This is a genomic window from Pseudomonas sp. QLc11A (genome assembly GCF_052112305.1).
Classification (GTDB): domain Bacteria; phylum Pseudomonadota; class Gammaproteobacteria; order Pseudomonadales; family Pseudomonadaceae; genus Aquipseudomonas; species Aquipseudomonas laurylsulfatiphila.
On the sequence record NZ_JAVAJJ010000001.1, the window covers coordinates 441,443 to 462,426 of the forward strand.

Consider the following 20,984-nt stretch of genomic DNA (forward strand, 5'->3'; position numbering starts at 1 on the left):
TGTTGGCGTGGCAGATTTTAGGGGGGCTGGATACGTTCATATAGACGTGGTTTTGATAAACACCTTTGACAGATCCTGTAACAATCCCTGAATAGCCTGTTCTTTTGTAGGAGCGAGCCTGCTCGCGATGAGCCAGGGAGCACCGCGGGGTGTCAGATTGGGCGCGTTATCGTTGACGACCATCGCGAGCGAGCTCGCTCCTACAGGTACCGCTTTTGTAGGAGCGAGCCTGCTCGCGATGAGCCAGGGAGCACCGCGGGGTGTCAGATTGGGCGCGTTATCGTTGACGACCATCGCGAGCAGGCTCGCTCCTACAGGTACCGCTTTTGTAGGAGCGAGCCTGCTCGCGATGAGCCAGGGAGCACCGCGGGGTGTCAGATTGGGCGCGTTATCGTTGACGACCATCGCGAGCTCGCTCCTACAGGTACCGCTTTTGTAGGAGCGAGCTTGCTCGCGATGAGCCAGAGAGCTCCGCGGGGTGCCAGATTGGGCGCGTTATCGTTGACGACCATCGCGAGCAGGCTCGCTCCTACAGGTACCGCTTTGTAGGAGCGAGCTTGCTCGCGATGAGCCAGAGAACACCTCGGGGTGTCAGATTGGGCGCGTTATCGTTGACGACCATCGCGAGCAGGCTCGCTCCCACAGGTGCCGCGGTGGTATTGGGGTTGACGGGTATTCACGACATTTTGTGTGGGCTTGTTACTACCATCGTCGAATGGTTCTATAGGCCCGGCCCGGCTACAACAGGGTCATACAAAAACAACTATTCCACCGAGGTAAGAAAGATGAGTGCGGCTTCCCTGTATCCCGTTCGTCCCGAGGTTCTGGCCAATACCCTGACCGACGAGGCGACCTACAAGGCCATGTACCAGCAGTCGGTCGTCAACCCGGACGGCTTCTGGCGCGAGCAAGCCAAGCGCCTCGACTGGATCAAGCCGTTCACCACGGTGAAGCAGACCTCCTTCGACGATCACCATGTCGACATCAAGTGGTTCGCCGACGGCACCCTGAACGTTTCCTACAACTGCCTCGACCGTCATCTGGCCGAGCGCGGCGACCAGGTCGCGATCATCTGGGAAGGCGATGACCCTGCCGAAAGCCGCAACATCACCTACCGCGAGCTGCACGAGCAGGTCTGCAAGTTCGCCAACGCCCTGCGCGGCCAGGACGTGCACCGCGGCGACGTGGTGACGATCTACATGCCGATGATCCCCGAAGCCGTGGTCGCCATGCTGGCCTGCACCCGGATCGGCGCGATCCACTCGGTGGTGTTCGGCGGGTTCTCGCCGGAAGCCCTGGCCGGTCGCATCATCGACTGCCGCTCGAAGGTGGTGATCACCGCCGACGAAGGCATTCGTGCCGGCAAGAAGATCCCGCTCAAGGCCAACGTCGACGACGCCCTGACCAACCCGGAAACCAGCAGCATCCAGAAAGTCATCGTGTGCAAGCGCACCGGTGGCGAGATCAAGTGGAACCAGCACCGCGACATCTGGTTTGAGGACCTGATGAAAGTGGCCGGCACCGTGTGCGCGCCAAAAGAGATGGGTGCCGAAGAAGCGCTGTTCATCCTCTACACCTCGGGCTCCACCGGCAAGCCGAAGGGCGTGCAGCACACCACCGGCGGCTACCTGCTGTACGCCGCCATGACCCACGAGCGCGTGTTCGACTACCGTCCGGGCGAAATCTACTGGTGCACCGCCGACGTCGGCTGGGTCACCGGCCACAGCTACATCGTCTACGGCCCGCTGGCCAACGGCGCGACCACCCTGCTGTTCGAAGGCGTGCCGAACTACCCGGACATCACCCGGGTGGCGAAGATCGTCGACAAACACAAGGTCAACATCCTTTACACGGCGCCGACCGCGATCCGCGCCATGATGGCCTCGGGCACCGCCGCTGTTGAAGGCGCCGATGGCAGCAGCCTGCGCCTGTTGGGTTCGGTGGGCGAGCCGATCAACCCGGAAGCCTGGGACTGGTACTACAAGAACGTCGGCAAGTCCCGCTGCCCGATCGTCGACACCTGGTGGCAGACCGAAACCGGCGGCAACATGATGAGCCCGCTGCCGGGCGCTCATGCCCTCAAGCCGGGCTCGGCGGCGCGTCCGTTCTTCGGCGTGGTACCGGCCCTGGTGGACAACCTGGGCAACATCATCGAAGGCGAGGCCGAGGGCAACCTGGTGATTCTCGATTCGTGGCCGGGCCAGGCGCGTACGCTGTTTGGCGACCATGATCGCTTCGTCGACACCTACTTCAAGACCTTCCGCGGCATGTACTTCACCGGTGACGGCGCCCGTCGCGATGCCGATGGCTATTACTGGATCACCGGTCGCGTGGACGACGTGCTCAACGTTTCGGGCCACCGCATGGGCACCGCCGAGATCGAAAGCGCGATGGTCGCGCACCCGAAAGTCGCCGAAGCGGCGGTGGTCGGTGTACCGCACGACATCAAGGGACAGGGCATTTATGTCTACGTCACCCTGAAAAACGGCGAGGAGCCGAACGAGCAACTGCGCCTGGAACTGAAGAACTGGGTGCGCAAGGAGATCGGGCCGATTGCTTCGCCGGATGTGATTCAGTGGGCACCGGGGCTGCCGAAGACCCGTTCGGGCAAGATCATGCGGCGGATTCTGCGCAAGATTGCTACGGCTGAATATGATGGGTTGGGGGATATTTCCACCCTGGCGGATCCGAGTGTGGTGCAGCATTTGATTGATACGCACAAGACGATGAATGTCGCGTAAGCGGCTTCTGAGTCACTGAAGCCCCACCTGGCGTTGCGCCGGGTGGGGCTTTTTTATTCTCTGGTTTTTGTGTTGGGCGGGCTGGCCCCATCGCGAGCAAGCTCGCTCCCACAGGTTTTTGCGGTGTGGCTCAGGTCGTGTGTACACCACGAATCCCTGTGGGAGCGAGCTTGCTCGCGATAGCGGTTTGGCAGGCGCTACAGCAACATCTACCAATAAATATCGGTTTCCTCTGTCGGCGTTTTCCTACTGTTACCCGAGATCTTTCAGGTTACTGAATGTGTAACCGCGTCGGATCAATGCGGGGCATTGGGAAACGCAAGGCCCCACATCGGGGGCTAAAAACCACCGCTGAAAAATAAGCCCCCACGCTGCGCTTGCCGGATTAGAAGGGTTTGCCAATAATAGGCCCGCAATTTGCAATATAGATCGGTTCCATGTCTTTTGCTCTTGCATGATTTCGCAGGGCTGTCAATGCGCTAAAACGACTTTCTCGGTGCTTCTGTAATTAGTTGTCGCATTGAAGAAATATCGGCCTCGGGCCTGTCGTTAGAATGCCGATCACTCGCTCGTCGTTGCTCGTGTTGAAATTTCGCACGCGCAATGTAGGACGCAGCACTGCTTTCCGGTTCCACTCATTCGCATATTGGGCTGTCGCTCACTCTGCCGTTTTTGCCCTTTACCGATGGAGTCCCAAGATGAAGAAACTCGTGCTGCTTGGCGCCCTGGCACTGTCCGTGCTGTCGCTGCCATCCTTCGCCGATGAAAAGCCTCTGAAAATTGGTATCGAAGCGGCTTACCCTCCGTTCGCTTCCAAAGCACCGGACGGCAGCATCGTTGGTTTCGACTACGACATCGGCAACGCCTTGTGTGAAGAGATGAAGGTCAAGTGCGTGTGGGTCGAGCAAGAGTTCGACGGCCTGATCCCGGCACTGAAAGTGCGCAAGATCGACGCGATCCTGTCGTCCATGTCGATCACTGAAGATCGCAAGAAGTCCGTGGACTTCACCAACAAGTACTACAACACCCCGGCTCGCCTGGTCATGAAGGCCGGCACCCAGGTCAGCGAAGGCCTGACTGAGCTCAAGGGCAAGAACATCGGCGTACAGCGTGGTTCGATCCACGAGCGTTTCGCCCGCGAAGTCCTGGCCCCGCTGGGCGCCGAGATCAAGCCATACGGCTCGCAGAACGAAATTTACCTCGACGTGGCCGCCGGCCGCCTCGACGGCACCGTGGCAGACGCTACGCTTCTGGATGACGGTTTCCTGAAAACCGACGCCGGTAAAGGTTTCGCCTTCGTCGGCCCTGCGTTCACCGACGTCAAATACTTCGGCGACGGCGTAGGCATCGCGGTTCGCAAGGGCGACAAGGCTGAGCTGGACAAGCTCAACGCCGCCATCGCCGCCATTCGCGAGAACGGCAAGTACAAGCAAATCCAGGACAAGTACTTCGCCTTCGATATCTACGGCAAGTAACACGCCCCGGCGACAAGTCCGAAATGGCGCAAGCAGCAGGATCTCTGAGGTTTGCGCCATTTTTTCATCCCAACTTTCGAGGACCTGAATCATGTTGAAAGGCTACGGGGCTGTCATCCTCGATGGCGCTTGGCTGACGCTTCAGCTCGCCTTGTCGTCCATGGCCCTGGCCATCGTTCTGGGCCTGATCGGCGTGGCACTGCGTCTGTCGCCGGTGCGCTGGCTGGCCTGGCTGGGCGACCTGTATTCCACGGTGATCCGCGGTATTCCCGACCTGGTGCTGATCCTGCTGATTTTCTACGGCGGCCAGGACCTGCTCAACCGCGTCGCACCGCTGCTCGGTTTTGACGAGTACATCGACCTGAATCCGTTGGCCGCCGGTATCGGCACCCTGGGCTTCATCTTCGGTGCGTACCTGTCGGAAACCTTCCGGGGTGCGTTCATGGCGATCCCCAAGGGTCAGGCCGAAGCCGGCATGGCGTACGGCATGAGCAGTTTCCAGGTGTTCTTCCGGGTGTTGGTGCCACAGATGATTCGCCTGGCGATTCCGGGCTTCACCAACAACTGGCTGGTATTGACCAAGGCGACCGCGCTGATTTCGGTGGTCGGCCTGCAGGACATGATGTTCAAGGCCAAGCAGGCGGCCGATGCCACCCGCGAGCCTTTCACCTTCTTCCTCGCAGTGGCGGCGATGTACCTGGTGATCACCAGTGTGTCGTTGCTGGCATTGCGTCACCTTGAGAAGCGCTACTCGGTAGGCGTAAGGGCGGCTGATCTATGATCTTCGACTACAACGTCATTTGGGAGGCCTTGCCGCTGTACTTCGGCGGCCTGGTGACCACCCTCAAACTGCTCGCGCTGTCGCTGTTCTTCGGCTTGCTGTGCGCATTGCCGCTGGGCCTGATGCGCGTCTCGAAGAACTCGGTGGTCAACATGTCCGCCTGGCTCTATACCTACGTGATCCGCGGCACGCCGATGCTGGTGCAGCTGTTTCTGATCTACTACGGGCTGGCGCAGTTCGAAGCGGTGCGTGAGAGCTTCCTCTGGCCGTGGCTGTCCAGCGCAACCTTCTGTGCCTGCCTGGCATTCGCGATCAACACCAGCGCCTACACCGCCGAGATCATCGCCGGCAGCCTGCGGGCCACGCCGAACGGCGAGATCGAAGCGGCCAAGGCCATGGGCATGTCGCGGTTCAAGATGTACAAGCGCATCCTGCTGCCGTCGGCCCTGCGCCGGGCGCTGCCGCAGTACAGCAACGAAGTGATCATGATGCTGCAGACCACCAGTCTGGCGTCCATCGTGACCCTGATCGACATCACCGGTGCCGCGCGCACGGTCAACGCCCAGTTCTACCTGCCGTTCGAGGCGTACATCACCGCCGGCGTGTTCTACCTGTGCCTGACCTTCATCCTGGTGAAACTGTTCAAGATGGCCGAGCGCCGCTGGCTGGGCTACCTGGCCCCGCGGAAGCACTGATATGGAACGCATCGATCATGCTTTGCCGTGGAGCCACCTGGGCAGCGAACGCCGGATTTCGGTGTTCCGCTTCGGGAGTGGCGAGCGCAAGGCGTATATCCAGGCCAGCCTGCATGCCGATGAGCTGCCGGGCATGCGTACGGCGTTCGAGCTGAAAAAGCGTCTGGCCGAACTCGAAGCCCAGGGCTTGCTCAATGGTGTGGTCGAACTGGTGCCGGTGGCTAATCCACTGGGGCTGGGTCAACTGCTTCAGGGCAATCATCAAGGGCGTTTCGAGGCGGGCAGCGGCAAGAACTTCAACCGCGATTTCGTCGAGTTGAGCGCACCTGTGGCGGCTGCACTGGCAGAAAGCCTGGGTGACGATCCGCACGCCAACATTCGCCTGATCCGTCAGGCGATGGTCGATCATCTGACCGCTTTGCCAGAGGCGAGCAGCCAGTTGCAAGGCATGCAGCGCGTTCTGCTCAGTCACGCCTGCACCGCCGATGTGGTGCTGGACCTGCATTGCGACGCCGAAGCGGCACTGCACATGTACGCCTTGCCGCAGCACTGGCCGCAGTGGCGTTCGCTGGCTGCGCACCTGAATGTGCGGGTCGGTTTGCTGGCGGAAGATTCCGGCGGCAGTTCGTTCGACGAAGCCTGTTCGTTGCCGTGGTTGCGCCTGTCGCGTCTGTTCCCGCAGGCGCAAATTCCGCTGGCCTGCCTGGCGACTACCATTGAATTGGGTGGTCAGGCCGACACCGGGCGCGCCGAAGCAGAGGCTTACGCCGAAGGCATTCTGGCGTTCCTCGCCGAGCAAGGATTGATCAGTGGCGAATGGCCGAAGCCTGCGCAAGACCCTTGCGAAGGCATGCCGTTCGAAGGCACTGAGTTGTTGTTGGCACCACACCCCGGTGTGGTGAGTTTCCTGCGTAAGCCCGGTGAGTGGGTTGATGCGGGCGACGAGATTTTTGAAGTGATCGATCCGTTGGCGGATCGGGTCAGCACGGTGTGTGCTGGTACGTCCGGGGTGCTGTTTGCCATTGAACGGCTGCGTTATGCCCAACCCGGTTTCTGGCTGGCCAAGGTGGCGGGGCGCGAAGCGCTGCGTCACGGGCGCTTGCTCAACGACTGACTGACTGTTTTTGTGAGAACCGACCGCATGTACAAACTTGAAGTCCAAGACCTGCATAAACGCTATGGCAGTCACGAAGTGCTCAAGGGCGTGTCCCTGAAAGCGGCAGCCGGCGATGTGATCAGCATCATCGGCTCCAGTGGCTCCGGCAAAAGTACCTTCCTGCGCTGCATCAACCTGCTGGAGCAGCCGCACGCGGGCAAGATCCTGCTCAACAACGAAGAGTTGAAGCTGGTGGCGAACAAGGACGGCGCGTTGAAAGCCGCCGACCCGAAACAGCTGCAACGCATGCGTTCGCGCCTGTCGATGGTGTTCCAGCATTTCAACCTGTGGTCGCACATGACCGCGCTGGAAAACATCATGGAAGCGCCGGTGCACGTGCTCGGCGTGTCCAAGGCCGAAGCTCGGGAAAAAGCCGAACACTACCTGAACAAGGTCGGCGTGGCCCATCGCAAAGACGCTTACCCGGGCCACATGTCCGGCGGCGAGCAGCAGCGCGTGGCGATTGCCCGTGCACTGGCGATGGAACCTGAGGTGATGCTGTTCGACGAGCCGACCTCGGCCCTCGACCCGGAGCTGGTGGGCGACGTGTTGAAAGTCATGCAGGCCCTGGCCCAGGAAGGCCGGACCATGGTGGTGGTGACCCACGAAATGGGCTTCGCCCGTGAAGTGTCGAACCAGCTGGTGTTCCTGCACAAAGGTGTGGTCGAAGAAAGCGGCAACCCGCGCGAAGTGCTGGTGAATCCGCAATCGGAGCGTTTGCAGCAATTCCTCTCGGGCAGCCTGAAGTAATCAGGGCTGCCGTTGTGCACCGGGATAGTGCATGCTTCGCAACCTAAAGGCCAGTCCCGATCCCTTGTGGGAGCTGGCTTGCCAGCGATAGCGGTGGGTCAGTTTGCATCTTTGGCACAGAGATACCGCCATCGCTGGCAAGCCAGCTCCCACAGTTTGATCTCTGTTGGTTTCGAGATTTGCGTTCATTTACGGGCTAGCATTGGCCCATGCCTTCATCACTGTTCTTCGTTTCGGATTGCCCGCCATGACTGCCCATCGAATTGGTTTCCTGATTTGGCCCAGCACTAAAGCACTGACGCTTGCGCTGGCTGAGGAGGCCTTGCGTGTTGCCCAGCGTGTGCATCCGGACGTGGTTTACGAGCTGTCGTTCCTGCAGGCCGAAGCCATTACAGAAGCCGCGGCCGACAGCGCCTGGCAATTGCCGGGTGAGGCATGGACCGGCAAGCTGGAAAACTTCCAGAAACTGTTCCTGCTCGCTGACGAGCCACCGACCGCACTGGCGCCGGCACTCAGCAGTGCGCTCAAACAGCTGGTGCGCTCCGGTTGTGTGATCGGCGGTCTGTCGGCCGGTGTTTACCCGTTGGCGCAACTCGGTTTGCTCGACGGTTATCGCGCGGCCGTGCATTGGCGCTGGCAGGACGATTTCGCCGAACGTTTCCCCAAGGTCATCGCCACCAGTCACCTGTTCGACTGGGATCGCGATCGCCTGACCGCGTGCGGCGGCATGTCGGTGCTCGACTTGCTGCTGGCCGTGTTGGCTCGCGACCATGGTGCGGAGCTGGCGGGTGCCGTATCCGAAGAACTGGTGGTCGAGCGCATCCGCGAGGGCGGCGAGCGCCAGCGTATCCCGTTGCAGAACCGTCTCGGCTCCAGCCATCCGAAGCTCACGCAAGCCGTGTTGCTGATGGAGGCCAACATCGAAGAGCCGCTGACCACCGACGAAATCGCCCAGCACGTGTGCGTGTCCCGTCGGCAGCTGGAGCGGATCTTCAAGCAATACCTCAATCGTGTGCCGAGCCAGTACTACCTGGAACTGCGCCTGAACAAGGCCCGGCAGATGTTGATGCAAACCAGCAAGTCGATCATTCAGATCGGCCTGTCCTGTGGCTTCTCCTCGGGGCCGCACTTCTCCAGCGCCTATCGCAACTTCTTCGGTGCCACGCCGCGGGAAGATCGCAACCAGCGGCGCAGCAGCAGCCCGTTCGAGTTGTCATCGGTGCCGCCGGAACGCGGGTAGCCAGTACTCAGTCTTCAATGTCGGTGTCGGGCGCCCCATCCACTGGCTCCGGCATGTCGGCTATCTCGTCGATACCCAGATCATTCTCGGTTGCGCGAAAGTACGCAGCGATGCGTTGCAAGCTTTGCGCATTGAACGGGTTGCCGCTGAAGTCAAAGCTTTCTCCGACACCCGGGTCCACCTCCATGAGTTCGGGCGGCATCTCGGTAATGGCGTTGAAGCTCAGGTCGACGTCGGTCCAGGTCGTGATGCTCAGCACTCCCTTGGGAATTTCAGTGATGCCCGTGTGGCTCAAGTCCAGTGAGGATATTTCTGTCATATGGCTAAGGTCAGGGCTTGGGCCGAGTGGATTGTCCCGCAGGCTCAAGTAGTCAAGGTGCTCCATGCCCGCCAGGGCCTCTACGGTTTCCGGAGTCAGGGTAATGCCACACTCCGACAAGCTCAGCACCGACAACCTGCCCATTCTGAAGATGGCTTCGGGAAGATTGCCCAGGTGGTATCCCCGTATGGTCAGGGTGTCCAGGTTGGCAAAACTGTCCAGGAACCGGCCAAGTCCAGGTGCAATGCCATGGGTGGTCGTCAGGTACATTTCGGGCACATGACTGAAGTCGGCTGACAGCGTCGGCAGGTCACCCAAGATTGGCAGGTGTGAGACGAATCCGTACTCACCCACGGTAATGCTTTCGATGGGGATCTGGCGCCAGCAGCGTTCCAGGTTTTGCTTGAATTCGTCTCTTTTGACATGCTCGGCAAACATCTCGTCGGCCGTCAGCGGGGCGCCAGTATCGGAATGAGTGTCGGGCACATCGGCCGTCCACCGGCTCAGCTCGGTACCGAGTCGGGTGAGTTCGAGCTCGCGACGGGTCAGGTCAGCTCGACCCTCTGCGAGGGTGCCGGGTAAGCGATAGACGAAGTCGCTGGCCTCTTCGTTGTCCAGACTTGGGTAGAGGGCTTTGACGCGATCGATATCGACCTGTTCGGCATGGACTCCAAAGTCCTTTTCGGTTCGCTGATAGTGACGCTTGATGTGTTCCCGGGTGGTCGGGGACAGAGGGTTGTTGCCAAAATCAAATCCCTCGCTGATGTCGCCGGGCAGATCGAAGAGGGCGGTGGGCAATTCGGTGATCTGGTTGTCATTCAAAATGGCGGTTCGAATGCTCGGGTGATTCACCAGGCCGTCGGGAATGCGGGTAATTGCGGTACCGGAAAGATCGACGTAGGTCAGCTTCGGCATGTTTTCCAGGGAAGGGCACAGACCGAGCGGGTTTTTGTACAGGTCGAGCGCAGTCAATTGATTCAGGGCAGACAGGGTGGCGCGACTCTGCTCTGTGAGGGTCACGGCGCAGTCGCTGAGGATGAGTGCGTCGAGTTGGGGCCATTGGGCAATGGCGTCCGGCAACTGTCCCAGTTCGAAGTTGCGTAGCGCCAGGCGGTTGAGACTGGAAAATCCCTTCAAAAAATCATTCACGCCCTGGGGGGCACGATGACCTTCAAGCGTCACGCTGCGCACCTGAGGGAAATCGACGTTCAATTTTGGCAGCTCGCCAACAACCGGCTGGGAGAATTCAAAGGAAACCGGTACGCCACGGGTGCTGTCGTAGGTGGCCTGACGCCGCCAGCAGTCGAGCAATCTGGCTATCATTTGTCGGCGTGCATACCGTTGACTGGCGAGCTGCTCGACGCTCAAGCGGATTTGCGTGCCCGGAACATGCAGCGGGATCTCGTCGCACCAGGTGCTCAATTGCTCAAACAATTGCGCGTGTTGATAAAACAGGCGCTGGAGTTCTGCGCGCGGTCCGCCGGGATTGGCTTGCAAACGTGCGGCAAAGGCTTGCAGTTCCTCTGCGCTCAGATGGGGAAACAGCCGATAAATGTGGCTTTGTAATGAAGGGGTATTGGCCGGCATCCAGCGATAACCATCGCCCCCGCCCAGCAAGCGCATCACCGCCGGATCGTAGGCAGGTTTGAGATTCGGCCGTTGCGCCAGCAGCGCACGCAATGTTTCACGAGTGAGCGCGTGGGTGCGAATCAGCTGCTTGAGCCTTTCGCCCTCACCGATGTTGAGGTTGAGGGCGATTCGCTCGCTGTCGGGCAGTGCCTGTAAAAAGCTGGAATAGAGGGAGTCAGTGCTACTGAGCTGTTCACCGGTTTCATCGTAGGCCTGATACGCCCCTTCATCGGTCAACACCAGCACCTTGCGCAAGGGCGCGTCCGGCTCGCCAATACTGTCGATCAGCGGCCCATTGTGGGTGTATTGGCGGATTTCCAGGCGCAGTTGTCCCGACCAGCCAGGCAAGCGTTCCAGGGTGTGTAACGCCAGGCGATCGGTGTCGAGATGGTTGCGCGTCGAGTACAGGTAGAGCCCTTCATAAGCGCGAGTGACGCGCACCTGCAGGCCGGCCTCCTGTGCCAGTTCCGTGAGGCGTTTGGACAATGTTCCACGCTCCAGTTGCTCGCGTTCCGCGGCACTGGCGCTGTCGAGCAGTGCTTCGGCGAGGCTGGTTGGCAAACCGGGTTCGCTGTCGATAATGCGCTGGACCAAGGGGCGCGCACCTTGTTCGATTTTGCGGTAGCGCTGGCTGAAGAGGGTTTCCCGTTTGTCGGCGGCAAGCGTTGTCAGGTAGCGGCGCACTGAGCGCGCGTCGGTGTTGCCGAGGTGTTGCAACAGGGTGTTGATCAGGTCGCCATCGTCCAGTTGCGCCAGGTTGATCTGCACCACGACCTGGTTGCCCATGCCGCGCTCCCAGAGGGCTTCTCCTGTTGCATCGACCAGTCGCAGCCCCTTGTCCGCTGGCCAGTTACCGTAGTCGCAGAGCAGTTCCAGTTGCATCAGCGGATCAGCCTTCAGGTAATCGTCCGCACGATTGCTGCCGATTTGATCAATGAAGATCTGCAGGTCCTGATCAATCTTGAAGCGTTTGAGGGTGTCGGCCAGCAGCGGCGGTAGTTGTTCGGCGTCGACATGCATCTTGCGCAAGGCGTTTTCGTGGCAGCCGCTGATGCTGAGGATGCGCTCGCGTTCGCTCGCGGAAAAACGCTGCATGTCCGGACCGATACGCCGCAGCAGGGTGGCCTGGTCCCAGGTCAGTGGCTGCTCGAGTTCGGTGTGCCAGGCGCCTTTTCCGTTGTGCCTCAGGGTGGGTTGGTAAGCTTCGGGACGCGTGGGGTGCTGGATGCGATGGCGTCCGGTCGACGGATCTTCGACCACGGAGTATTGGCTGTCGTCTAGTGTCAGCAGGGTTTTGCCTTGATGGGTGTGCAGTCCCATCGAGTCGGGTTTCGCGTCGTTGGGGATCGTGACGGTTTGTTCGTAAGGCGTCAGGTCGGGCTGCCAATAGCGGGGTTCGCCATTGGGGCGTTTCACGGCGTTGAAGCGGTCGATGAATTGCACGACTTCCCGAGGCAGGACCGCGCGAAATTCGCTGACGGCGATCATGCCACCTGCCGCGAAAGTGCCCAATTGCACTGCAGATTCAACCATCCCCATGAAATGCTCGAAGGCTTCGTTGGTCAGGCCCTCTGCCCAGTCGACAACACCTTCGAAGGTGTCATCCAGCAGTTGATAGGCCGTGTAAGCCAGCATCAGCTCGCCAAGGAACGGGACGAACGGCAACGCAATGAAGGCTGCGATGTTCAGCAGCGCCGAGGCGATTTCCGTGAAGGAGTCCCATAACGCCCATCGGGCCTTGCGGTCGACCGTGGCCGTCGACACTGCGATCACGCGCGCGTCATTGAGAATCTTGTCGAGTTTGCGTTGATAGAGATGAACCCACAGGTCGCCTCTGATCGGCGTTACTGCCATTTGCAGGTCGGGACGCTGGTTGGGGGTTTCTCTCCAGGTCGGCCGTGGATCGCCGGGTGGGACCGGTTGCCAGGTGATGGGATCGAGGCGGTTGTTCAGCTCGGCGAAGAAGTAGCCGCGGTCTTCATGATTGATAAAACGACTGAAAAACTGTTGATAGTCGGGCGCCCGCAGGCGCTGGCTCAGCTCCTCGGCGAATGCCGCCGATGAGGGGTATTGCTTGATGGGATGTTCAGGGTCGTCAGGAATGTAGGCCACCACCCGGACCTCTTCGCGGGCGCGCTCCAGTCCCGGGGCGAACAGCACGATGCCGGTCAGGCGGGCATTCATGATCGTCAGGTCATGGCATCGCCAGGATTGGCCGTGTGCATCGGAGAGCAGGCGAAGGAGCGGCTGATGAACGTCGCTGGTCAGCAGGTTTTGCATCTGCGCCATCTGCAGGGCGACGGTCAGTGCGGTTTTTTGGCTTTCGCGAATTTTCGGTTGCAGGATCGCCGCAGCCACCGGGTTGCTGATGCCAAGGTTGTCGGCCAGGTAACTTTTATAGCGCTCGCCAATGTCGAGTTCGCGGCACAGTTGGGTGAACGCCGTGATGGGCATCGTCGCCAGAATCTGTGGCAGGGTGCTGAAGTGCCCGGTGGAAGAGGGCGCAGTGATGTAAGTCGAGGCGGGCTCAAAGGCGTCGGCCTCAGTTTCTGCGCTTTCGAAGTTGTGCAGCGCGGCGTCCAGCAACGACACGGTCCAGGTGCGTGCGGCTCCGGACTTCAGGCGCAACCAGGGTATGTGCGCGGGAATGTAAAGGCGCAGAAAGATTTTACTGACGTCCGCTTCCAGGCCGAATCGTGTCTTGAGTGCGCCCTTGAGCATGGGTTCGGCGAAGGCTGCAGGGTCCAGCAGATTCGCCAGGGCCTGATCGACCCGGTTCTGGCTCACCGTCTGCAGGGTAATGAGTCGGTCAAGTTCGACGCGCTGAGCGTCAGATACATCCCTGAGGGGGGTGGGCAACACTGGCTTGATGTTGCGCAGCGCTTCACGCCGTTTTGGCGTGGTTTGGCGAAGCCAGGGTGGAATGACGTTCATCAGATGCTGGTAATGCGCGTCGGGCCTGAAAGTCTCAGGGATGTCGGGATTTTCGGTATTCATCGGGATAGGTCCACCATTGCGGTTGATAGACCGTCAGGAAAACCCGTAATCGAAGTCGACGCGCGGTACATATCTACCGCATTCATGGAATCGGCATGGGTTACGACACAGCGACCTGCCGCAAACGTCCGCCGCCAGTTAAACTGCGCCTTTGCGACCCTATATGTCGCATTGCCGTAAACCCGGGAAAATCCGGGGTTTGCGCTATAAGAAGTTGTCGCTTGGCGGCAAGGCCGGGCTGAAAACTGTCCTTACAATCCTCACCAAGCTCGCCAGTTTCAGGCGAGTGTTTTCTCTTCAGGAGACTCCGATGTCCGTTGAGCACGCTGCGGTACAACGCGCCGATTTCGATCAGGTAATGGTTCCCAACTATGCGCCTGCCGCATTCATTCCTGTGCGTGGCGCCGGTTCCCGCGTCTGGGACCAGTCCGGTCGCGAGCTGATCGACTTCGCCGGCGGGATTGCCGTTAACGTATTGGGTCACGCGCATCCGGCGCTGGTCGGTGCCTTGACCGAACAGGCGAACAAGCTGTGGCACGTGTCCAACGTGTTCACCAATGAGCCGGCCCTGCGCCTGGCGCACAAGCTGGTCGACGCCACCTTTGCCGACCGCGCCTTCTTCTGCAACTCCGGCGCCGAAGCCAACGAGGCCGCCTTCAAGCTGGCCCGTCGTGTCGGTTTCGACCGTTTCGGCAGCGAGAAGTACGAGATCATCGCCGCGCTCAACAGCTTCCACGGCCGTACCCTGTTCACCGTGAACGTCGGTGGCCAGTCGAAGTACTCCGATGGCTTCGGTCCGAAGATCACCGGCATCACCCACGTGCCGTACAACGATCTGGCCGCGCTGAAAGCCGCCATTTCCGACAAGACTTGCGCTGTGGTGCTGGAGCCGATTCAGGGCGAAAGCGGTGTCATCCCGGCTGAACTCGAATACCTGCAAGGTGCCCGCGAACTGTGCACCGCGCACAACGCATTGCTGATCTTCGACGAAGTGCAAACCGGCATGGGCCGCACCGGCCATCTGTTCGCCTACCAGCATTACGGCGTGACTCCGGACATCCTGACCAGCGCCAAGAGCCTGGGCGGTGGTTTCCCGATCGCCGCCATGCTGACCACTGAAGACCTGGCCAAGCACCTGGTCGTCGGCACCCACGGCACCACCTACGGCGGCAACCCGCTGGCGTGTGCGGTCGCGGAAGCTGTGATCGACGTGATCAACACCCCTGAAGTGCTGGCTGGCGTCAACGCCAAGCACGACAAGTTCAAGGCGCGCCTTGAGCAGATCGGCGAAAAATACGGCCTGTTCACCAAGGTCCGTGGCATGGGCCTGTTGATTGGTTGCGTGTTGACCGATGCGTGGAAAGGCAAGGCCAAGGACATCTTCAACGCCGCTGAAAAAGAAGGCCTGATGGTCCTGCAAGCCGGCCCGGACGTGGTGCGTTTCGCGCCAAGCCTGGTGGTGGAAGACGCCGATATCGATGCCGGCCTGGACCGCTTCGAACGTGCCGCGGCAAAACTGACGCAAGCCTGATAGACCCTTTGACGCCTGACCGTTCAGGCGTCGAACCCAATTTTATATGCCGGGCACATTCCCTGTGGGAGCGGGCTTGCCCGCGATGAGGGCCTGACAGCCGACTTCATTGTTATCTGACAGGACGCCATCGCGGGCAAGCCCGCTCCCACAGGATTCGGGCATGTTTTCTATAGATACCTTAAGAGAAAAGGAGTGACACCATGCTGGTGATGCGCCCCGCGCAAATGGCTGATCTGGGCGAGGTACAGCGTCTGGCTGCGGACAGTCCGATTGGTGTCACTTCCTTGCCGGATGACGTTGAGCGCCTGAGCGACAAGATCGCGGCAAGCGAAGCCTCGTTCGCCGCCGAAGTGAGCTTCAACGGTGAGGAAAGCTATTTCTTCGTCCTCGAAGACAGTGCCACCGGCAAGCTGGTCGGTTGCTCGGCCATCGTGGCATCGGCCGGTTACTCCGAGCCGTTCTACAGCTTTCGCAACGAAACCTTCGTCCACGCTTCACGCGAGCTGAAGATTCACAACAAGATCCACGTGCTCTCCCAGTGCCACGACCTGACCGGCAACAGCTTGCTGACCAGTTTCTACGTGCAGCGCGATCTGGTGGGTTCGCCGTGGTCGGAACTCAACTCCCGTGGCCGCTTGCTGTTCGTGGCCAGCCATCCGGAGCGTTTTGCCGATTCCGTGGTGACCGAGATCGTCGGTTACAGCGATGAAAACGGCGACTCGCCATTCTGGGATGCCATCGGGCGCAACTTTTTCGACCTCAATTACGCTGAAGCCGAGCGTTTGTGCGGCCTCAAGAGCCGTACGTTCCTCGCCGAACTGATGCCGCATTACCCGATCTACGTGCCCCTGCTGCCGGACTCCGCGCAAGAGGCGATGGGCCAGGTGCACCCGCGGGCGCAGATCACCTTCGACATCCTGATGCGCGAAGGCTTCGAGACCGATCACTACATCGACATTTTCGACGGCGGCCCGACCCTGCATGCCCGCGTTTCGGGGATCCGTTCGATCGCCCAGAGCCGCGTGGTGCCGGTGAAGATCGGCGAGCCGGTCAAAGGTGTCGGTCGTCAGTACCTGGTGGCCAACGCCCAGTTGCAGGACTACCGCGCAGTCATGCTCGAGCTTGACTACGCACCGGGTAAACCGGTGACCCTGGACCTGGAAGCGGCCGAAGCCCTGGGCGTCGGCGAAGGTGCCAGCGTGCGCCTGGTGGCGGTTTAACGCCTGCTGCTATGCCTATAAAGAGTGAATGCTTAGTAAAGCAGCGAGTTTCACGGGTGGCGCGAGCCGCCCGTTTGAGGAGATAGCATGATCGTTCGTCCCGTACGCAGCAGCGATTTACCCGCTCTGATCGACCTGGCCCGCAGCACCGGCACCGGCCTGACCACCTTGCCGGCCAACGAAGAACGTCTGGCCCATCGGGTCGGCTGGGCCGAGAAGACCTTTCGCGGCGAAGCCGGGCGGGGCGACGCGGACTACCTGTTCGTGCTCGAAGACGACGACGGTCGCGTGGTGGGCATTTCCGCCATTGCCGGCGCCGTCGGTCTGCGTGAGCCCTGGTACAACTTCCGGGTCGGTCTGACGGTCAGCGCTTCCCAAGAGCTGAACATCTATCGCGAAATCCCGACGCTGTTCCTGGCCAACGACCTGACCGGCAATTCCGAGCTGTGCTCGTTGTTCCTGCACGCCGATTACCGCAGTGGCCTCAACGGCCGCATGCTGTCCAAGGCGCGGATGCTGTTCATCGCCGAATTCCCGCAACTGTTCGGCAACAAGATCATCGCCGAAATGCGCGGTGTATCCGACGAAGCCGGGCGTTCGCCGTTCTGGGAAAGCCTGGGGCGTCACTTCTTCAAGATGGAGTTCAGCCAGGCTGATTACCTGACCGGCGTGGGCAACAAGGCGTTCATCGCCGAACTGATGCCGAAATTCCCGTTGTACACCTGCTTCCTGTCGCCGGATGCGCGTAACGTGATCGGTCAGGTTCACCCGGACACCGAACCGGCGCTGGCGATGCTCAAGAGCGAAGGTTTCAGCTACCAGGGCTACGTCGACATTTTCGACGCAGGCCCGGCCATCGAATGCGAAACCGGCAAGATCCGTGCGGTACGCGACAGCCAGGCGCTGGTACTGGCCGTCGGCACGCCGGGTGACGACGCCACGCCATTCATCATTCACAACCGCAAGCGCGAAGACTGCCGCATCACTGCTGCGCCGGCACGTCTGGCCGCCGGCACCCTGGTGGTCGATCAGCAGACCGCCAAACGTCTTCAACTCAACGCTGGCGATCAAGTGCGCGCCGTGGCGTTGTCCGCAGCTCGGGAGTCGAAATAATGAAGTCGCTTTACATCGCAGGTGAATGGCTGGCAGGTCAGGGCGAAGCCTTCGAATCGCTGAACCCGGTGACCCAGCAGGTGCTGTGGTCCGGCGTCGGTGCCACCGTCGCTCAGGTCGAGTCGGCTGTGCAGGCGGCGCGTCAGGCGTTCCCGGGCTGGGCGCGGCGTACCCTGGAAGAGCGTATCTCGGTGCTGGAAGCCTTTGCTGCCGCGCTGAAGAATCATGCGGACGAACTGGCCCGCACCATCGGCGAGGAAACCGGCAAGCCACTGTGGGAAGCGGCGACCGAAGTCACCAGCATGGTCAACAAGATCGCCATCTCGGTGCAGAGCTACCGCGAGCGTACCGGCGAGAAGAGCGGCCCGCTGGGCGACGCCACCGCTGTGCTGCGCCACAAGCCTCACGGTGTCGTCGCGGTATTTGGCCCTTACAACTTCCCGGGCCACTTGCCGAACGGCCACATCGTGCCGGCACTGCTGGCCGGTAACAGCGTGCTGTTCAAGCCCAGCGAGCTGACACCGAAAGTGGCCGAACTGACGGTCAAGTGCTGGATCGAAGCCGGTCTGCCGGCGGGCGTGTTGAACCTGCTGCAAGGCGCTCGCGAAACCGGTATCGCCCTGGCGGCGAACCCGGGTATCGACGGTCTGTTCTTCACCGGTTCCAGCCGTACCGGCAATCACCTGCACCAGCAATTCGCCGGTCGTCCGGACAAGATCCTCGCGCTGGAGATGGGCGGTAACAACCCACTGGTGGTCGATCAGGTCGCCGACCTCGATGCCGCCGTGTACACCATCATTCAGTCGGCGTTCATCTCCGCCGGCCAGCGTTGCACCTGTGCCCGCCGCTTGCTGGTGCCGCAGGGCGCCTGGGGCGACTCGCTGCTGGCGCGCCTGGTGGCCGTCAGCGCGACTATTGAAGTCGGTGCCTTTGATCAACAGCCGGCACCGTTCATGGGCTCGGTGGTTTCCCTCGGTGCGGCAAAAGCGCTGATGGATGCCCAGCAACACCTGTTGGCCAATGGCGCCGTGGCGCTGCTGGAAATGACCCAGCCTCAGGCTCAATCAGCCTTGCTGACCCCTGGCATCCTGGATGTGACCGCCGTCGCCGATCGTCCTGACGAAGAGCTGTTCGGCCCGTTGCTGCAAGTGATCCGCTACGCTGATTTTGAAGCAGCGATCGCTGAAGCCAACGACACCGCGTACGGCTTGGCCGCCGGTCTGCTGTCGGACTCCGAAGCGCGTTACCAGCAATTCTGGCTGGAAAGCCGTGCCGGTATCGTCAACTGGAACAAGCAACTGACCGGTGCCGCGAGCAGCGCACCATTCGGCGGCGTCGGCGCCTCGGGCAACCATCGCGCCAGTGCCTACTACGCGGCGGATTATTGCGCGTACCCGGTGGCCTCGCTGGAAACGCCGAACCTGGTGATGCCTGCTGCTCTTACGCCTGGCGTGAAAATGGCGTAGCGCCCATTCGCGGGCAAGCCCGCTCCCACAGTGGTTGAGTGGAACACAAGATGTGTGAACACCACCGAACCTGTGGGAGCGGGCTTGCCCGCGAAGGCCGCGCCGCGGTCACCCTGAATAGTTACTGAAGCCTATAACAACAGATTCTCGTGGAGCCTCGCTGATGAAATCCTATGAAGTCAATTTTGACGGTCTAGTGGGGCCGACCCATAACTACGGCGGCCTGTCCTACGGCAACGTCGCGTCCCAGAGCAACAGCCAGCAGTCTTCCAACCCCAAGGAAGCGGCGCTGCAAGGCCTGGCGAAGATGAAAGCGCTGATGGAAATGGGTTTCCAGCAAGGCGTGCTGGCACCGCAGGAGCGCCCGGATGTGGCCGCGCTGCGTCGCCTGGGCTTTGGCGGCACCGACGCTCAAGTGATCGAACGCGCTGCCAAAGACGCGATGCCGCTGCTGGTAGCCAGTTGCTCGGCCTCGAGCATGTGGGTGGCCAACGCCGCCACCGTCAGCCCCAGCGCTGACACCGCTGACGGCCGTGTGCATTTCACCGCTGCCAACCTCAACTGCAAATATCACCGCAGCATCGAACACCCGACCACCAGCCGCGTGCTGGGTGCGATGTTCGCTGACCAGAAACACTTCGCCCACCATGCCGCCTTGCCGGCCGTGGCGCAGTTCGGTGACGAAGGTGCGGCCAACCACACGCGTTTCTGCCGTGAATACGGCGAAGCCGGTGTCGAGTTCTTCGTGTTCGGCCGCAGCGCGTTCGACACCCGCTACCCGGCTCCGCAGAAGTACCCGGCGCGCCAGACCCTCGAAGCGTCCCAGGCGGTTGCCCGTCTGCACGGCTTGAGCGATGACGGCGTGGTCTACGCCCAGCAGAACCCGTCAGTGATCGATCAGGGCGTGTTCCACAACGACGTGATCGCCGTGGGTAATGGCGAGGTGCTGTTCTATCACGAGGACGCGTTCCTCGAGACCGAGAAGATGCTCGCTGAATTGCAGAGCAAACTCGCCAAGGCCGGTGGGAAATTTCAGTCGATCTGCGTACCGCGTTCCGCAGTAAGTGTGGAAGATGCCGTTCGTTCCTACCTGTTCAATAGCCAACTGCTGTCGCGTCCTGACGGCTCCATGCTGTTGATCGTGCCGGAAGAATGCCGTGGCAACGAGCGTGTCTGGCAATACTTGCAGGGTTTGACCAGCTCCGGCGGCCTGATCCGCGAAGTGAAAGTCTTCGATCTCAAGCAGAGCATGCAGAACGGCGGTGGCCCGGCTTGCCTGCGGTTGCGCGTCGCACTCAACGAAACCGAACTGGCGGCCGTCAACCCAGGGGTTATCATGACGGCACCGTTGTACGGCACACTGACCGAATGGGTCGAGAAGCACTACCGCGACCGCATGACCGAAAACGATCTGGCGGACCCGCAATTGCTGCTTGAGTGCCGGACGGCACTGGATGAACTGACGCAAATCCTTAAACTGGGCGCGGTTTATCCATTCCAGATCAATTGATCGACGACGCGCTGCCCCGGATGGCAGCGCGTCGCTTCATCTCAAACGAGAGCGTAAACACATGAGCGATACCCTGCAGCTGATCCTTGAAGACACCGACGGCACGCAACTGGAGACGTCCTGCACCCGCGTCGCGGTCCTGTGGCAAGGCAAAGAGCTGTGGATCCAGCAGGACGGCCGTGGCCAGTTGCTGATCGGCGTGGACGTCGAAGAAGGCGATGCCGAATACGCCAACCTGCTGCTGCGCCCATTGGCGACTAATCTGGTAAGTCTGCAACTGGAGATGGAACCTGCCGACCTCACCGACGAGGACCATGTTCACGGCCCGGACTGCAACCACGATCACTAAGGAAACCGC

Annotated in this window: 15 protein-coding genes; 13 read left to right on the forward strand and 2 right to left on the reverse strand. The window is 60.8% G+C overall.

Annotated features, from left to right (window positions below; genetic code table 11):
- Window positions 1-36 precede the first annotated feature (36 nt).
- Window positions 37-405 carry a hypothetical protein gene (locus Q8X48_RS02090; protein ID WP_407802757.1) on the reverse strand — a complete coding sequence of 123 codons (369 nt, stop codon included), beginning with the start codon at window positions 403-405 and terminating at the stop codon, window positions 37-39.
- A 380-nt stretch (window positions 406-785) separates the two neighbouring features.
- Between Q8X48_RS02090 and acs the strand changes: the two genes are divergently transcribed.
- The 7 genes from acs to argR all read left to right on the forward strand — a co-directional run bounded on the left by acs (window position 786) and on the right by argR (window position 8,838).
- On the forward strand, window positions 786-2,741 hold the full coding sequence (gene acs / locus Q8X48_RS02095) for an acetate--CoA ligase (protein WP_217836156.1): 1,956 nt from the start codon (window positions 786-788) through the stop codon (window positions 2,739-2,741).
- A gap of 698 nt (window positions 2,742-3,439) precedes the next feature.
- Window positions 3,440-4,216, forward strand: a complete 777-nt coding sequence (locus Q8X48_RS02100) for an ABC transporter substrate-binding protein (protein ID WP_008049550.1) — start codon at window positions 3,440-3,442, stop codon at window positions 4,214-4,216.
- A 91-nt stretch (window positions 4,217-4,307) separates the two neighbouring features.
- Window positions 4,308-4,997 (forward strand): ABC transporter permease, encoded by a 690-nt coding sequence (locus Q8X48_RS02105; RefSeq protein WP_047532379.1) that lies wholly within the window; start codon window positions 4,308-4,310, stop codon window positions 4,995-4,997.
- Window positions 4,994-5,692 (forward strand): ABC transporter permease, encoded by a 699-nt coding sequence (locus tag Q8X48_RS02110; RefSeq protein WP_007971009.1) that lies wholly within the window; start codon window positions 4,994-4,996, stop codon window positions 5,690-5,692. The genes Q8X48_RS02105 and Q8X48_RS02110 overlap by 4 nt, the downstream gene beginning before the upstream one ends.
- Before the next feature lies 1 nt (window position 5,693).
- Window positions 5,694-6,806 carry a M14 family metallopeptidase gene (locus Q8X48_RS02115; RefSeq protein WP_407799296.1) on the forward strand — a complete coding sequence of 371 codons (1,113 nt, stop codon included), beginning with the start codon at window positions 5,694-5,696 and terminating at the stop codon, window positions 6,804-6,806.
- A 27-nt stretch (window positions 6,807-6,833) separates the two neighbouring features.
- Window positions 6,834-7,598 carry an ABC transporter ATP-binding protein gene (locus Q8X48_RS02120; RefSeq protein ID WP_007971015.1) on the forward strand — a complete coding sequence of 255 codons (765 nt, stop codon included), beginning with the start codon at window positions 6,834-6,836 and terminating at the stop codon, window positions 7,596-7,598.
- 247 nt (window positions 7,599-7,845) lie between these two features.
- Window positions 7,846-8,838 carry a transcriptional regulator ArgR gene (argR, locus tag Q8X48_RS02125; protein WP_015096503.1) on the forward strand — a complete coding sequence of 331 codons (993 nt, stop codon included), beginning with the start codon at window positions 7,846-7,848 and terminating at the stop codon, window positions 8,836-8,838.
- Between the two features lie 7 nt (window positions 8,839-8,845).
- On the opposite strand, the gene Q8X48_RS02130 is transcribed toward argR, so the two are convergent.
- Window positions 8,846-13,783, reverse strand: a complete 4,938-nt coding sequence (locus tag Q8X48_RS02130) for a dermonecrotic toxin domain-containing protein (protein ID WP_407799297.1) — start codon at window positions 13,781-13,783, stop codon at window positions 8,846-8,848.
- A 310-nt stretch (window positions 13,784-14,093) separates the two neighbouring features.
- Here Q8X48_RS02130 and Q8X48_RS02135 point away from each other — a divergent pair, with 310 nt between their 5' ends.
- The 6 genes from Q8X48_RS02135 (at window position 14,094) to Q8X48_RS02160 (ending at window position 20,975) form a co-directional block, all read left to right on the forward strand.
- Complete coding sequence (locus tag Q8X48_RS02135) at window positions 14,094-15,314, forward strand: aspartate aminotransferase family protein (protein ID WP_407799298.1); 1,221 nt, start codon at window positions 14,094-14,096, stop codon at window positions 15,312-15,314.
- A gap of 203 nt (window positions 15,315-15,517) precedes the next feature.
- Window positions 15,518-16,537: an arginine/ornithine succinyltransferase subunit alpha gene (aruF, locus tag Q8X48_RS02140; protein ID WP_007971023.1), complete on the forward strand. Its 1,020-nt coding sequence runs from the start codon at window positions 15,518-15,520 to the stop codon at window positions 16,535-16,537.
- 87 nt (window positions 16,538-16,624) lie between these two features.
- Complete coding sequence (gene astA, locus Q8X48_RS02145; protein WP_007971025.1) at window positions 16,625-17,650, forward strand: arginine N-succinyltransferase; 1,026 nt, start codon at window positions 16,625-16,627, stop codon at window positions 17,648-17,650.
- Window positions 17,647-19,116 (forward strand): succinylglutamate-semialdehyde dehydrogenase, encoded by a 1,470-nt coding sequence (gene astD / locus Q8X48_RS02150; protein WP_407799590.1) that lies wholly within the window; start codon window positions 17,647-17,649, stop codon window positions 19,114-19,116. Before astA ends, astD begins: the two co-directional genes overlap by 4 nt.
- 163 nt (window positions 19,117-19,279) lie before the next feature.
- A complete protein-coding gene (gene astB, locus Q8X48_RS02155) occupies window positions 19,280-20,626 on the forward strand; it encodes an N-succinylarginine dihydrolase (RefSeq protein ID WP_015096499.1) in 1,347 nt (448 codons plus the stop codon).
- Window positions 20,627-20,687: 61 nt separating this feature from the next.
- Window positions 20,688-20,975 (forward strand): topoisomerase II, encoded by a 288-nt coding sequence (locus Q8X48_RS02160; protein ID WP_103397753.1) that lies wholly within the window; start codon window positions 20,688-20,690, stop codon window positions 20,973-20,975.
- Window positions 20,976-20,984: the final 9 nt, after the last annotated feature.